Origin of the sequence: Paenibacillus lautus NBRC 15380 (genome assembly GCF_004000945.1) — a bacterium.
Lineage (GTDB): Bacteria > Bacillota > Bacilli > Paenibacillales > Paenibacillaceae > Paenibacillus_AQ > Paenibacillus_AQ lautus.
Genome location: NZ_BIMF01000023.1, coordinates 1 through 13,860, shown reverse-complemented (window position 1 = coordinate 13,860; position 13,860 = coordinate 1). Strand labels below are relative to the sequence as shown.

At 52.3% G+C, this 13,860-nt stretch carries 14 protein-coding genes; 9 read left to right on the top strand and 5 right to left on the bottom strand.

The genetic code is table 11. From position 1 onward, the window contains the following. Positions 1–70 precede the first annotated feature (70 nt). Positions 71–1,063 carry an N-acetylglucosamine kinase gene (locus PLA01S_RS26945; protein WP_127594857.1) on the top strand — a complete coding sequence of 331 codons (993 nt, stop codon included), beginning with the start codon at positions 71–73 and terminating at the stop codon, positions 1,061–1,063. Beyond that, positions 1,048–2,361 (top strand): 6-phospho-beta-glucosidase, encoded by a 1,314-nt coding sequence (locus tag PLA01S_RS26940; protein WP_127594855.1) that lies wholly within the window; start codon positions 1,048–1,050, stop codon positions 2,359–2,361. The genes PLA01S_RS26945 and PLA01S_RS26940 overlap by 16 nt, the downstream gene beginning before the upstream one ends. Positions 2,362–2,515: 154 nt before the next feature. Here the strand turns inward: PLA01S_RS26940 and PLA01S_RS26935 are convergent, their stop codons facing one another. Beyond that, a complete protein-coding gene (locus PLA01S_RS26935; RefSeq protein WP_127594853.1) occupies positions 2,516–3,544 on the bottom strand; it encodes a LacI family DNA-binding transcriptional regulator in 1,029 nt (342 codons plus the stop codon). A 326-nt stretch (positions 3,545–3,870) separates the two neighbouring features. Between PLA01S_RS26935 and PLA01S_RS26930 the strand changes: the two genes are divergently transcribed. Beyond that, positions 3,871–4,920: a 2,3-butanediol dehydrogenase gene (locus tag PLA01S_RS26930; protein WP_127594851.1), complete on the top strand. Its 1,050-nt coding sequence runs from the start codon at positions 3,871–3,873 to the stop codon at positions 4,918–4,920. Between the two features lie 217 nt (positions 4,921–5,137). Here PLA01S_RS26930 and PLA01S_RS26925 read toward each other — a convergent pair whose 3' ends face one another. Continuing rightward, positions 5,138–6,142: a FecCD family ABC transporter permease gene (locus tag PLA01S_RS26925; RefSeq protein ID WP_127594849.1), complete on the bottom strand. Its 1,005-nt coding sequence runs from the start codon at positions 6,140–6,142 to the stop codon at positions 5,138–5,140. Positions 6,143–6,144: 2 nt separating this feature from the next. Beyond that, on the bottom strand, positions 6,145–7,185 hold the full coding sequence (locus tag PLA01S_RS26920; RefSeq protein ID WP_127594967.1) for a FecCD family ABC transporter permease: 1,041 nt from the start codon (positions 7,183–7,185) through the stop codon (positions 6,145–6,147). A 151-nt stretch (positions 7,186–7,336) separates the two neighbouring features. Between PLA01S_RS26920 and PLA01S_RS26915 the strand changes: the two genes are divergently transcribed. The 3 genes from PLA01S_RS26915 to PLA01S_RS26905 all read left to right on the top strand — a co-directional run bounded on the left by PLA01S_RS26915 (position 7,337) and on the right by PLA01S_RS26905 (position 9,203). Continuing rightward, a complete protein-coding gene (locus PLA01S_RS26915) occupies positions 7,337–8,353 on the top strand; it encodes an iron-hydroxamate ABC transporter substrate-binding protein (protein ID WP_127594847.1) in 1,017 nt (338 codons plus the stop codon). Positions 8,354–8,501: 148 nt separating this feature from the next. After that, a complete protein-coding gene (locus PLA01S_RS26910; protein WP_246059873.1) occupies positions 8,502–8,765 on the top strand; it encodes an RNA polymerase sigma factor in 264 nt (87 codons plus the stop codon). 63 nt (positions 8,766–8,828) lie between these two features. After that, complete coding sequence (locus tag PLA01S_RS26905; RefSeq protein ID WP_127594844.1) at positions 8,829–9,203, top strand: VOC family protein; 375 nt, start codon at positions 8,829–8,831, stop codon at positions 9,201–9,203. A 149-nt stretch (positions 9,204–9,352) separates the two neighbouring features. Here PLA01S_RS26905 and PLA01S_RS32155 read toward each other — a convergent pair whose 3' ends face one another. Beyond that, positions 9,353–9,496 carry a hypothetical protein gene (locus PLA01S_RS32155; RefSeq protein WP_009595787.1) on the bottom strand — a complete coding sequence of 48 codons (144 nt, stop codon included), beginning with the start codon at positions 9,494–9,496 and terminating at the stop codon, positions 9,353–9,355. A gap of 252 nt (positions 9,497–9,748) precedes the next feature. Between PLA01S_RS32155 and PLA01S_RS26900 the strand changes: the two genes are divergently transcribed. Continuing rightward, the gene (locus PLA01S_RS26900; RefSeq protein ID WP_127594842.1) at positions 9,749–10,513 is read left to right on the top strand and encodes an exodeoxyribonuclease III; all 765 of its coding nucleotides are present in this window, start codon (positions 9,749–9,751) and stop codon (positions 10,511–10,513) included. A gap of 98 nt (positions 10,514–10,611) precedes the next feature. On the opposite strand, the gene PLA01S_RS26895 is transcribed toward PLA01S_RS26900, so the two are convergent. Next, positions 10,612–11,511 (bottom strand): LysR family transcriptional regulator, encoded by a 900-nt coding sequence (locus PLA01S_RS26895; RefSeq protein WP_127594840.1) that lies wholly within the window; start codon positions 11,509–11,511, stop codon positions 10,612–10,614. 144 nt (positions 11,512–11,655) lie between these two features. On the opposite strand from PLA01S_RS26895, the gene PLA01S_RS26890 reads away from it, so the two are divergent. Further along, positions 11,656–12,405 carry an SDR family NAD(P)-dependent oxidoreductase gene (locus PLA01S_RS26890; RefSeq protein WP_127594838.1) on the top strand — a complete coding sequence of 250 codons (750 nt, stop codon included), beginning with the start codon at positions 11,656–11,658 and terminating at the stop codon, positions 12,403–12,405. Between the two features lie 224 nt (positions 12,406–12,629). Beyond that, a complete protein-coding gene (fabV, locus tag PLA01S_RS26885; protein ID WP_100538866.1) occupies positions 12,630–13,820 on the top strand; it encodes an enoyl-ACP reductase FabV in 1,191 nt (396 codons plus the stop codon). The last annotated feature ends 40 nt before the right edge of the window (positions 13,821–13,860 follow it).

Genomic DNA, 13,860 nt, shown 5'->3' with positions numbered 1-13,860 from the left:
TGCGGAATATGCGCTGGCATTCGCTGGGCAGGACAGCTTCATGAGCCGGGCATCATAGGAGAGATCATACTTGAATTACTACTTGGGAGTCGACGGCGGAGGAAGCAAGACGCTGGCCGTCGTGGCGGACGGGACAGGACGAATCGCTGGAAAGGGAATGGGCGGCTGCGGCAACCATCAGCTTGGCGCAGCGCGTGCGGAAGCAAGCATCAGGCAGGCCGTTGAAGAGGCGCTTGGACAGGCGGGACTCGGGCGAGAAGACATCGCTTGCGCGTCGTTCGGGCTGGCGGGAGCCGACCGCGAGGCGGACTTCCGCATCTTGCGGCCCATGATCGGCGCCATGGGCTTCAAGAAACACCATATCGCCTGCGATACCGTCATTGCCATGAGAGCCGGCACAAGACAGAGGGACGGCGTCGTCCTTATATGCGGAAGCGGGACGAACGGTTATGGCGTCAACGCGGCAGGCGAGGAGGTTCAGATCGGAGGATTCGGTTATGCGTTCGGCGATTTCGGCGGAGGCGCCGACCTGGCCGTCGAGGTGTTTCGGACGGTCGTTCGTTCCTGGGAAGGCCGCGAGAAGCCGACTTCATTGACGCCGCTAACGCTGGATGCACTTAGGTTCGGCAGCGTGGAAGAGATGTTTCACCGATTTTTGGACGAGGGCAGAAGGGCGCCGCATACACTGGCGAAATTGCTGTTTCAAGCCGCACCCGCCGATGAAGCTGCAAGAGAGATATTGGAAAGGCAAGGCATGGAGCTGGGGAAGGTCGCCAGCGCGGTAATTCGTAAGCTCGGCATGGGCAATGACGCCTTCGATGTCGTGCTGGCCGGCAGCGTCCTGACCCGGGGAGAAAGGGATTACGTCGTTCCGTATATTGAGTCTCAGGTTCTTGCGGCAGCCCCGAATAGCCGGGTGCGCATTTTGGCCCTTGAGCCCGCAGCGGGTGCCGTCCTGCTCGCAATGGATGAGAACGGCGTGGTTCCGGGCACAGCCGTGTATGAACAATTGCAGCATGAGCTTGCCGTGAAGGAGAGGAATGTGGAATGGGCACTGGATTGAAGGTTGCTGTTATCGGGGGCGGATCCTCGTATACCCCCGAGCTGATTGAAGGTTTCATCCATCATTATGAGTCGTTTCCGGTGACGGACATCGTCCTCGTGGATATCCCGGAAGGCCGCCGCAAGCTCGAAATTGTAGGCGGTCTGGCCCAGCGGATGATTGAGCGAAGCGGATTGCCGATCCGCATTACGTTGACCTTGGACCGCCAGGAAGCACTGAGGAATGCCCATTATGTATCGACTCAGATGCGAGTCGGACTGCTGGAGGCCAGAGGCTGGGACGAAACGATCCCCCTGAAATACAGGATGCTCGGGCAGGAAACGACAGGAGCCGGCGGCATGATGAAGGCTCTGCGGACGATACCTGTGCTATTGGATATTTGCAAGGACATGGAGGCATTATGTCCGGATGCCTGGCTGCTGAATTTTACCAATCCCGCCGGGATGGTAACGGAAGCCATCATGAAGCACTCCGGCATCCGCTCCATCGGCTTGTGCAACTCCCCCATCGCGGCTTACAAGTGGTTGTCCGGGCTTTACGAGGTGCCGGTCGAGCGAATCTACTGTGAGTTTGCCGGATTGAATCATCTGCACTGGATCAGCCGGATCGAGGTCGATGGAGTGTCGAAGCTGGAGGAGCTGCTGGCAACGGGAGGGAGCTACTCAGCTCGCAACGTGCCGCAGCTTGCCTGGAACGATACGTTGATTCGGGCGATGGGCGCGATTCCGTCCTATTATTTAAAATATTATTATCTCCACCGGGAGATGCTGGAGGAGCAGCAGGCTGCCGCGGCCAGAGGCGAGACAAGGGCCGAAACGGTCCAGCGTCTTGAGGACGAGCTGTTTGAGATTTACAAGCGGCCGGAACTTGCGGAGAAGCCGAAGCAGCTTGAGCAGCGGGGCGGCGCTTATTACTCCGAGGCGGCTGTCAATTTGATGAAGGCCATTCATACGGATAGCGGCGAGATTCAAACGCTAAACGTCATGAACGGCGACACACTGGATTTCCTGCCGGCGGATGCCAGTATCGAAGTGAACTGCGTCGTGTCGAAGAACGGCGCGGTGCCGGTACCGGTCGAGCGAGTGCCGGCTGCGGCGATCGGCCTGATCCAAGCCGTGAAGACCTACGAGAGCCTGGCCATCGAGGCGGCGGTCACGGGCAGCAGGGAGAAGGCGCTGCTTGCTCTGGGCGCTCATCCGCTCACCGATTCCGTTAATGCCGCGGAAGCCATGCTGGATGAGATGCTGGAGCGGAACCGTTCGTTTTTGCCGCGATTTTTTCAAGGAGTCAAAGCTTAGGAAGCAAAATGCTGGCAGGTTATTGTAACGCATATTGTTTTTCTAGCGACCCTGGGAAGCCGCGTATACCTTAAGTCATTAAGCGTCCAATATTCCAATTAAAAAGCGGCAGGAAAGAGCCTGGAACTTCGCGTTCCAGGCTCTTTATATGCTCCTAGTCGGTTGTTGCGTTTCGTATCACGGTCACGCTGGATTCCCTGACGATGAGCCTCGGTTCAAATTGTACGCGTTCGTATTGGCCGGACTTTTGCTCGCGAAGCCGCTTGAGCAGCAATTCCGTAGCCAGCCGGGCTACTTCATCGCCCATGATGGACACCGAACTGATCTGAGGCGTCGTGACGGTGGTCCATACATTGTTATCGATGCCGACGACGGCCACGTCATCGGGAACCCGGACCTTCAGCTCTTTAAAACGGTTGACGATGCCGATGGCAACCATATCGTTTACTGCATAGATGGCGTCAGGCATATGCTTCAGGCCATGGAAATAGTCCGCTGCACGAACCCCCGTTTCAAACGAGAAGTCCTCCCCGAAATAGACAAGCGACGGATCGACTTGCGTCAGCGACTGCTCATATGCCCAATACCGCTCTTCGATTTTATCTTTGGGCGCACCGGCATAGGCAATGCGGGTCCGTCCGATTTTTAGCAGATGCTCCATGACAAGCCTGCCCTCCTGGCGTGCCAGGCCGACGATATCGGCTTTATACTCATCTCCAAGCTGTTTCCCGTAATTAATGATTGAGACGGGGAGGCTGGATTTGTTGATCAGGTCGCTCAGCGTTTTCGGATAAGCCAGCGGCATGATAATCAAGCCGTCTACGTGCAGCTTCTTGATATCTCTCACGATTTCAAGCTCGTTTCGGGCATTCCCGGCCGTATTGATCTGAACGACCCGATATCCGTGCTGCTTGGCGGTCTGTTCCACCGACCAGGCGATTTCCGGGATGATCGCATTTCGGATGTCAGGCACGGCCAAGGCGATTTGATTCGTCTGCCGAACCTTCAGGCTTTGAGCCGATGTATCCGGACTAAATCCGATTTCTTCGATCACCTGCATGATCCGTGCTTTCGTTTTCGGACTGATCCCCTTGCTGTCGTTGATGGCTCGGGACACGGTTGCAATGCCAACGCCCGCTTGTTTGGCGACATCTTCAATCGTCACTTTTTTGGGATTCACCATATTCAAAAAGTCCTCTCTATATCGGAAACGTTTCCTGTTATTGAACTGATTCGAAATCCTAAAGGAGTAATATCTATATTATAACATTAAGAATACCTTCGATTCATCGAACACCTCGGCAAAGAAAAGAGGTGTGGCGGACGTTGGCGTATAAATTGCTGCTAGTCCTTAAAAAAGTCGATGAACCCTGACCACCGGTTGTCCATGACTGTTCATACATTTTAGTCCATCGTGTTTGACAGATTGTCAAAACTGTGACATATTTGATCTCGGAAACGTTTCCTATTTTGTTTTTATTTTTTCGAACCCATAAGGAGATGAAGACAATGCAAGCATTGCGCTGGCATGGAGTAAGGGATCTGCGTTTGGAGACAATTGCGGAGCCGCAAGCAACGAGTGGAAAAGTGAAAATCAAGGTTGAATGGTGCGGGATTTGTGGCAGTGATCTCCACGAATACGTGGCCGGACCTATATTTATACCTGAGAATACGCCTCACACCCTTACCGGAGAACAGGCTCCGGTGGTTATGGGCCATGAATTTTCCGGCCAGGTGGTAGAGGTTGGCGAAGGCGTTACGAAATTCAAGGCCGGTGACCGCGTGGTTGTTGAGCCTGTATTTGCGTGCGGAAAATGCGCGGCTTGCAGACAAGGAAAGTACAATCTGTGCGACGAAATGGGCTTTCTCGGCCTTGCCGGCGGTGGCGGCGGATTCTCCGAATATGTAGCTGCGGATGAGCATATGGTGCATAAAATTCCGGACAGCGTCTCGTATGAACAAGGGGCGCTGGTAGAGCCTTCGGCAGTCGCTTTGTATGCCGTACGCCAAAGCCAGCTGAAAGCAGGGGACCGGGCGGTCGTATTCGGTGCGGGGCCGATCGGTCTGCTCGTCATTGAAGCATTGAAGGCAGCAGGGGCGTCCGAGATTTACGCCGTGGAGCTGTCTGCTGAGCGTAAACAAAAGGCCGAGGAATTGGGGGCTATCGTCATTGATCCGAAGGCTTACGATGTGGTAAAGGAACTCCATCGCCGGACCGGCAGCGGGGTAGATGTCGCATTTGAAGTGACGGGTGTTCCGCCCGTACTGAATCAAGCGATCAATTCTACGAAGATCGGCGGTCAGATTATGATTGTCAGCATTTTCGAAACCTCCGCTCCCATCGTGCCCAATGACATCGTGATGAAGGAACGTAATATTACCGGTATCATCGGTTATCGCGATGTATTCCCGGCTGTCATCAGCCTGATGGAAAAAGGATTCTTCCCGGCGGATAAGCTGGTCACCCAGCGGATCAAACTGGATGAGGTTATTGACCGGGGCTTTGAGGCCTTGCTCAAAGAGAAGAACCAGGTGAAGATCCTGGTGAGCGCTCACTAATATCGCAGCTGTGCTTCGCAGTTGCATAACTTATGAAAGACCGCGGACGCGGTCTTTTTGTTTTGCGGAATAAAAAGGTTGCCTCCGAGCTGAATCAGAGCAGTGCATAGCACTCGCTCATGTACGCCAATCAAGCTTTAGCGCATGACACAAAAGAACGGCGATTACCTCCGAATGGATTCGGGAGGTGATCGCCGTCTTTTTTAAACTCATTCAATTAATCCTTGATCAACAAATAAATAAAGTAGGGTGCTCCGAGACATGAAACGACTAATCCAACCGGAATCTCGGAAGGGGCCATCAAGTTCTTGCCGATCATATCGGCCACAAGCAGCACCAGCGAGCCGAGTAACGCGGAGACCGGCAGCATTCCCTGATGGCGGGGACCCACCAGCTTACGCGCCAGATGCGGTGCAACCAGTCCCAGGAACGCGATGCCGCCGCCTACGGCCACGCAGGCGCCAGCCAGGGCAACGGAGATGAACAGCAGCGTTCTTCGCTCGCGTTCTACCGTGACCCCAAGTCCCGCTGCCGTGTGGTCCCCCAGGTTGAGCACATTCAAATGTTGCGATTTGTACACTGCCCAGGGAATCAGCAGAAGGATCCACGGAAGGATCGCAACGACATATTCCCAGCTTGCGCCCCAAATGCTTCCGGACAGCCAGATGGTAGCCTGCATGAAATTGTTAGGGTCCATCATGAGCTGGAACACGATAATAAGCGCGCCGAAGGCCGCGTTGATGCCAATCCCCACAAGCACCAGCCGGATCGGCGTTACACCTTGCTTCCAGGCCAGCGAATATATGAGAAAGGCGGCAAGAAACGCACCGAATAGGGCAGCAAAAGGCATAATATAGACGGACCATATGCCGGAGCTGAACGAGCTGCCCTGGAAATAAAAGATATACAGCACGACGGCCAGTCCAGCTCCGGAATTAATACCTAGGATGCCCGGGTCTGCCAGCGCGTTCCGCGAAACACTCTGCAGAATAGCGCCGGAGACGGCGATTCCTGCACCGATCAGGATGGCAATGACCATGCGTGGTAAACGAAAGTGCATCAGAACGGTATAATTTTGCTCAGATCCTGTCCCGTTGAATGCTTTAATGACCTCAGCCAGCGGGATTTTCATCGTTCCCATATTCAGGCTGACCAGAAACACAGCTAATATGGCCAGCAGCAGGATCATCGACACGGACATGATTTTTCGCGTTGTATTCATCGTTACAGCCCCCTCCCTTCCCGACGTGCAAGATAGAGGAAGAAAGGAACGCCGATCATGGCCGTAATTGCGCCGACTGGCGTCTCGAACGGAGGGTTGATCATCCGCGCCCCCACATCGGCAAACACCAGCAGAAGTGCTCCCATGACAGCGGAGCAAGGGATGATCAGCCGATAGTCAGGACCTACGATGAAGCGAACGATATGCGGGATGACAAGCCCCACGAATCCGATCGTTCCGCCCACAGCTACCGCTGCGCCCGTGAGCAGCAGCACAACAAGCGTGCCCAGGAACTTCACGACACCCGTTTTTTGGCCAAGCCCGGTAGCGACCTCTTCGCCCAGGCTCATGACGGTAATGGATCTGCTGAGCGCCAGCGCAATCAGCAGCCCGACAATCGCGACGGGGATGAGAAGCTTCACGTTCACCCATTGCACGCCCGACACGCCTCCGGCATACCAGAAGCTGATATCCTTGGCAACGTTATAGCGGATGGCAATGGCTGAGGAAATCGAGCTCAGAAGCGCGGTAACGGCTGATCCGGCCAGAGCGAGCTTAACAGGCGTCAGTCCCCGCTTGGATAACGAGCCGATCAGAAGTACGAGTCCGGCCCCAAGGCCTGCACCTGCAAAAGACAGCAGCATGAGCGCGGTGATGGACGGCGATTCCATAAAGGCAAACCCGATCGACATCATGAAAGTGGCACCTGCGGTGACTCCCATAATGGAAGGGGAAGCAAGCGCGTTCCTTGTCATCCCCTGCATGATGGCTCCCGAAACAGCCAGGGAACCGCCGATCAGCGCAGCTGCCAAGGCCCTCGGCATGCGCAGTCTCTGGATAATCTGGTGCGAGGTGGAATGGGCATCGAATCGAACAAACGCCTCCCATATGGTGGACAATTTAATATTCGAAGCGCCATAGATAATGGAGGATGCCATCGCGGCAGCCAGCAGACCAAGCCCCAGCAGAATGACGGCCGCGGCCGTCTTGGGGCGGTAGATGGATTTTGCGGTTGTTTTGTTCATGGGCTGATTTGCTTGCATAGTCACCTAAACCTTCATGTTGATAAAAAATTTTAAATAACGTATTGTAATTGAGAATGAATTTCATTATCATGGTTATTATTATATCACTTCATCCTAAGATTGCTAGTGATCTAGGCAGAAAAAATATACATAAAGGGGATCTGTAACAATGAGTCGGTTCAAGAAAAAAATATGGATAATCGCAGGAGTTTTGGCAGCTTTCACGCTGCTTGCAGCTTGTGGAAATAGCAAGGAAGCAGCCGGGAACGAGCCAACGGAGGCCCAAGCGCCAAGTGACCAGAACAACGGCACCGAAGCCAAGCCGGACGAAGGAAGCACAGAAGCCAAGACGGAACGGACACTGACAGACGCCATGGGCCATGAGGTGAAAATTCCAGCCGAGCCGAAACGGGTGATTGCTTCTTACTTGGAGGATAACCTGGTGGCGTTAGGGATTACCCCGATCGCGCAGTGGTCGGTCAAAGGCGGAAGCGTCCAGGATTATCTGCAGGACTCATTGAAGGATGTGCCTACGATTGAGCATGATCTTCCCTTTGAAGCGGTAGCGAGCTTCCAGCCGGATTTATTGATCATGGACTCGGCTTCCATGGTAGAAGGCAACAAGTACAGCCAATACGAGAAGATTGCTCCAACCTACGTCATCGGCAATGAGGTCAATAACGATTGGCGCGAAGAGCTGAAGAAAGTGGGGGAAATCTTTGGCATGGAGGAGGAAGCGCAAGCGGCGCTCGATCAATACGAGCAGAAGGCAAAGGATGCCAAGGAGAAAATCCAGCAATCGATCGGCGGTGAATCTGCTGCAGCGATTTGGCTTGTCGGCGGTAAATTGTTCGTCGTTAGCGAGACGTTGTCCAGCGGAGCCGTTATGTACGGCGACTTGGGACTTACGGTGCCGGACGTGGTGAAGGAAATCTCGGCAGCGGCTACGGGCAACTGGTCCTCCATTTCCCTGGAGAAATTGGCCGAGCTCGACGCGGATCATCTGTTCTTTATTAACAGCGACGGCGAAGGGGCCGAAGTGCTCCAGGATCCGCTCTGGGCGAATATTCCGGCCGTTAAGAACGGCAACATCTATGAATATGGAAAAGATACAAGCTGGCTGTATACCGGTACGATTGCCAACAGCCAGATCATTGATGACGTGCTGGAGAGCTTGGTGAAATAAACGCGGTCAGCTCGAGCAATCAGCCGTCTTCCCACATTAGTGGGGAGGCGGTTTTTTGTATGGATGCGTATATGGAACAAGGACGTCGCAAACATTCAGCAGGAAAACGTGGGCACTCACAGAACTAGTTAGCGAGGTGGGAATGATGATGCCGAAGTATATGCCGGACTTATCCAATGTGCAGGCGAAGCTGCACCGATACTGTATGCGAATCTCAGGGGATCCATGGGAAGCGGAGGATCTGCTTCAGGATGTCATGATAAAGGTGATGCGAGCGGTTGAAACCGATCGTGGAAAACATCTGTCCAATGCCTACTTATATCGCATCGCAAGCAACGCGTGGAAGATCCGGATGGAAACGTGTGGAAACTTACGGAACAAAACATTATATTTTGACGCTGTTTGGTTATAGCCTGAAATTTCGTTTCTTATGTGTCAGATGCTATATAATCAAATCAAAGAGGAGGAAGTTTTTTTGAAAAAAATCCTTTTGTACGGCGTTGGCATTTTTGTACCGGTGAGTGATTTGAAACGCTCAACGGCATGGTATACGGATATGCTCGGGTTTGAAGTGATCCACACGGATGAACCGAATGCGGTGATCATGCGAATGAACGATGAGAAGGTATCCTTCTGCCTCGTGCGGTCCTATGAGGTGAAGCATCCGGTTTTTCCCAGGAATGATTATGGCGTGGGGCAATATTTCAACCTGCATACCACGAATGTAAGTGAAATTCATCAACGATTGGTTGCCAATGGAGCCGACGTGACTGAAATTGAGGATTTTGGCGGGTTCAGAGGCTTTTCCCTGACGGATCCAGACGGCAACCGCTGCGGGGTGACGGAGTAACGAATCGAGAAGCAGAATGGTTATAACTGACGGGCATCGTGTTTGCCCAGATGATTGAGTAGGAAAAACACCCATTCATTACCTTGGCATGGATGGGTGTTTTTGCTGCGGTGATTATTGAATGTGCATCGACAGTCTTATCAAATCCGTTATTCCTGATCCCGACAGTGCTCCTCGGCCGCCGAAGTAAACTCTTCCTCATTCTCGGAAGCAAGCTTATCACCGTATTGGTCCAAACGTTCAGGGCTGCTGGAAGGACCGTCGTTCTTAGGTTTGCTGTTTCTGCCTGTCATGCTGTATTCCTCCTTATGTGGGATTCTCATCGATTGCGAACGTACGAATGATCGTACTTTGCGAACGTTTATGTTGTTCCTGATTTGGCGCGGGATTATGCACGCAAGCCTCTTCTTTCTGTTCATGAAGTTATGATGAACGCGCCCGAAGCTGCTTGTTCGTATTAGCCGTGACATGATAACATAATAGAATTTAGAAGATTCATAGATTCAACACGCTAATACGATATGGATACCACGGAGGTTGCGTAAATGAAGTTAGTGTCATGGAACGTCAACGGATTGCGAGCCTGTGTAACGAAGGGCTTTATGGATTATTTTCAACAGGCGGATGCCGATATATTTTGCGTGCAGGAGACGAAGCTGCAAGCCGGGCAAATTGAGCTTGATTTGGGGCCGGAGTATCAACAATATTGGAATTATGCAGAGAAGAAGGGATATTCCGGAACGGCGATATTTACGAAAATCGCCCAACTATCCGTTCGCTATGGTCTGGAGGAGGATAGCGAGCCGGAGGGCAGAGTGATCACGCTGGAGTTTGAGGACTTTTATCTTGTGAACGTATATACGCCGAATGCGAAGCGTGACCTGAGCAGGCTGGATTATCGGCTGGAGTGGGAGGAACGGTTCCGTGCTTACTTGCTTCAGCTTGACGAACGCAAACCTGTGATCGCATGCGGCGACTTGAATGTGGCGCATCAGGAAATCGACCTGAAAAATGCCAAGTCCAATCATGGCAACTCCGGCTTCACGCTGGAAGAGCGGGGCAAAATGACCGACCTGCTGGCAGCCGGCTTTATCGATTCCTTCCGTTATTTCTACCCGGATCGCACGGACGTATACAGCTGGTGGTCATATATGGCCAAGGTAAGGGAGCGGAATATCGGCTGGCGTATCGATTATTTTCTGACGTCCGCCCGTTTAACCGAGAAACTGAAGGATGCCGAGATCGATTGCCATGTGATGGGAAGCGATCACTGCCCGGTGAGTTTGACGCTCAGCGAGTCATTACGTTAAAATACAGATTTTAAAAAAAGCCAACCGAAGAGCAGGGGACTGGATAACAGCCTCGCCTACGCCGGTTGGCTTTTTATATTGGAAGCAAAAGCTTTCGTTCACCCAATCTGATGCTTCAGCTTGTCCAGAAAGATCGAGGCCGGCTTCGACAGATGGTGGGTTCCGGGCTGTACCCATCCGAATGAAGAAGCAGCGTGGCCGGGGGGCATCTCCAGCTCAAGCGTTACGATGTTTCCCGAAGGTATGGGAGTGAAGCTGGAGAAGGACAAATCGACCCCAACCGTGACCGCTACGTTCTCTTCGACGACCTTCTGTATGACCCTCGTCTGGTTGGTTGAGAAGAGCAGATCCATTTCCCCGTACTGCTCCTCGAATACATCCATCAGTTTGAACAGACTGTCATCCTTGTAAAGAACCAAGGGGTACTTACGCAGTTCTTCCGGCGTGATCGATTGCCGCATGGCGAGTGGAGATTGACGGCTGACTCCGACCACGAATTTGCTCTCCAGCAGCTTGCCGAAATGGAGGCCGCGGTGTTGATGAATGATGGAATCATCGACAAAAATCAAACCGATATCCGCATGATTTTGTTTGATATCCTCAATAATATCAAGAGTCGCTTTTTCCGTGATTTCGAGTTTGATTTGGGGAAAGTCTTTTTTGAATTGAATAATGGCATCGATGGACAGCGTTAAGGGTACCGGAACGGTAGCAATCCGCAAAGATCCGCTCAGCAGGTTGGAATATCCTTCGGCCTCTGATTTCAGCTCCTGAAATTGTTCCAAAATGGCATAGGCTTTCTGGAGAATTCGCTGGCCCTCGGCTGTGGGAACGGCACCAAGCCGCGATCGGGTGAACAAGGAGAAACCGAACTCGGCTTCCAGGCTGGACACCGCTTGGCTGACGGCGGAAAGGGTAACGTTGCAATTCTGGGCTGCTTTGGTTAACGATCCTGTCTTGGCAGTCTCCACGATATATTCCAGTTGTTCAAGATTCATATGACCTCATCCTTAATCTATAGTTAAGTAATATTAATTAGGTTTAAATTTACTTAAATATAACGCAGCGTTACAATGAACACAAGGACATGGACACACAATGTTCAAAGAATAACGCTAATTTACCCTAGGAGGTCATTGATAATGTCAGAACAACGTGTAGCGGTAATTACCGGCGGAGCGAGCGGAATCGGTCGTCAGGTCTCCCTTAAATTTGCAAGAAAAGGCGATCGTGTCGTCGTTGCCGATTATAATGAGGCTGCCGGTCAAGAGACGGTGGACATGATCAAAAAAGAAGGCGGCGAAGCCACTTTCGTTCAAGTCGATGTTTCCAAACAAGAAAGCGTCGAATCGCTTGTGGATAAAGCGGTTGAGCTTTACGGCCGCATCGATGTCATGCACAACAATGCGGGTATTGGCGGGGCTGGACCGGTTCTCGAGCAAAATATGGATCTCTATCATCGCACCATTAACGTGAATCAGCACGGGGTTGCTTACGGTATTATTGCGGCAGGCAGAAAGATGAAAGAGCTTGGTATTAAAGGCGTTATCATCAATACAGCATCCGTATTCGGATTCCTGGCTTCACCTGGCACATTTGCTTACCACGCTACAAAAGGCGCCGTCATCATGATGAGCAAATCGGCTGCGCTTGAACTGGCACCATATGGCATTCGTGTCGTTGCCGTTGCTCCCGGAGCAGTGGATACACCGATTATCCAAGGCTATAAAGATTCAGGAATGCTGGATTCCATGAAAGCCAAAGTCATGGGCGGAGAATTAACACAGCCTGAAGTTGTAGCGGATACCGTGTATCTCGTGTCTCTGGATGAAGCTGCTGCGATTACAGGCAGCGTGGTCATGGCTGACCAAGGCTATGCTTCATTCAAATAATCCGTTAGGTATTTAATGGCAACGTATATAGAGCATTAAACATACAGAACCTCTCTTTGGAAGGAATGCCAGGCTTAAGCCTCCATAACTCTGAAGGGAGGTTTTCTTGGTTTTCCTGTCAAAAGATTTCCTCTCTCCACAAAAAACAGTTAAAATAGAAAGGAAATTTAAAAGACCATACATATGGTGTCAGACGACGAGTACTGGAAGAGAGGTATATAAATATGATCATTAAACCTAGAACACGCGGATTTATTTGCACCACGTCCCATCCTGTAGGCTGCGAAGCCCAGGTGCAGGAGCAGATTGATTATGTGTTAAAACAGCCTGGAATCGAGGGGCCGCGCAATGTGCTGGTCATCGGCGCTTCCACCGGGTACGGCTTGTCGGCCAGAATTGCTGCCGCCTTCGGCTCCCGGGCAAATACTGTAGGTGTGTATCGTCCCAGCCAGGCAACCGAGAAGCGGACCGCTTCGGCAGGCTGGTATAATTCGGTCGCTTTCGAGAAGGCAGCGGAGGCCGCAGGCTTAAAGTCGTTCAGCGTGACGGGAGATGCTTTCACGCAAGAGACCAAAGCCAAGACGGTGGAGCTTATCCGCAAAGAGCTGGGACAGGTTGATCTCGTGGTGTACAGTGTTGCTTCGGCGCGCCGTACGCTGCCAGACACGGGCGAGACGGTCAGCTCCGTATTGAAGCCGATCGGACCAGCCTATACCAACAAGACGGTAAATTTCCATACGGGTGAAGTGACAGAGGTAACGATAGAGCCGGCCACGGAAGAGGAAGTAAAGAACACCGTTGAGGTGATGGGCGGCGATGATTGGGAACTATGGATGAATGAGCTGGCGGAAGGCGGCGTATTGGCTCCTAATGTGACCACGATTGCGTTCTCCTATATCGGCTCCGAAATTACCAAAGCCATTTATCGGGATGGATCCATTGGACAAGCCAAGGATCACCTGGAGGCAACCGCGCTGAAATTGAACGAGAAGCTTGCTGCCGGAGGCGGACGCGCTTATGTGACGGTCAGCAAAGCGTTAGTGACCCAATCCAGCTCGGCGATCCCGGTCGTTCCGCTGTACGTGTCGGCGCTGTACAAAGTCATGAAGGAGAAGGGGCTGCACGAGGGCTGCATCGAGCAGATCTATCGTCTATTCTCCGATCGTCTCTATAAAGGGCAAGAAACGCCGGTGGATGAGAAGGGGCGCATCCGTATCGACGATTGGGAACTTCGTGATGACGTGCAAGCCGAGGTGGCCGAATTGTGGAGCAAGGTTACGAGCGAAAATATTGAAGAACTGACGGACCTAGCCGGTTACCGCCGCGAGTTCTTCCAGCTGTTCGGCTTTGAAACCGACGGCGTGGATTACGATGCGGATGTTAATCCTGTGGTCGATAATCCGAAAGCCATTTAACGAGTAAAAGCGAGTCCCGGACATGACCGGGGCTCGCTTT

What these genes read in the sequence shown, in the direction of transcription:
- PLA01S_RS26940 (WP_127594855.1), top strand. Translation starts at nt 1,048, where the DNA reads ATGGGCACTGGATTGAAGGTTGCTGTTATCGGGGGCGGATCCTCGTAT.
- PLA01S_RS26890 (WP_127594838.1), top strand. Translation starts at nt 11,656, where the DNA reads ATGTCAGAACAACGTGTAGCGGTAATTACCGGCGGAGCGAGCGGAATC.
- PLA01S_RS26900 (WP_127594842.1), top strand. Translation starts at nt 9,749, where the DNA reads ATGAAGTTAGTGTCATGGAACGTCAACGGATTGCGAGCCTGTGTAACG.
- PLA01S_RS26935 (WP_127594853.1), bottom strand. Translation starts at nt 3,544, where the DNA reads ATGGTGAATCCCAAAAAAGTGACGATTGAAGATGTCGCCAAACAAGCG.
- PLA01S_RS32155 (WP_009595787.1), bottom strand. Translation starts at nt 9,496, where the DNA reads ATGACAGGCAGAAACAGCAAACCTAAGAACGACGGTCCTTCCAGCAGC.
- PLA01S_RS26920 (WP_127594967.1), bottom strand. Translation starts at nt 7,185, where the DNA reads ATGCAAGCAAATCAGCCCATGAACAAAACAACCGCAAAATCCATCTAC.
- PLA01S_RS26930 (WP_127594851.1), top strand. Translation starts at nt 3,871, where the DNA reads ATGCAAGCATTGCGCTGGCATGGAGTAAGGGATCTGCGTTTGGAGACA.
- PLA01S_RS26915 (WP_127594847.1), top strand. Translation starts at nt 7,337, where the DNA reads ATGAGTCGGTTCAAGAAAAAAATATGGATAATCGCAGGAGTTTTGGCA.
- PLA01S_RS26925 (WP_127594849.1), bottom strand. Translation starts at nt 6,142, where the DNA reads ATGAATACAACGCGAAAAATCATGTCCGTGTCGATGATCCTGCTGCTG.
- fabV (WP_100538866.1), top strand. Translation starts at nt 12,630, where the DNA reads ATGATCATTAAACCTAGAACACGCGGATTTATTTGCACCACGTCCCAT.
- PLA01S_RS26895 (WP_127594840.1), bottom strand. Translation starts at nt 11,511, where the DNA reads ATGAATCTTGAACAACTGGAATATATCGTGGAGACTGCCAAGACAGGA.
- PLA01S_RS26910 (WP_246059873.1), top strand. Translation starts at nt 8,502, where the DNA reads ATGCCGAAGTATATGCCGGACTTATCCAATGTGCAGGCGAAGCTGCAC.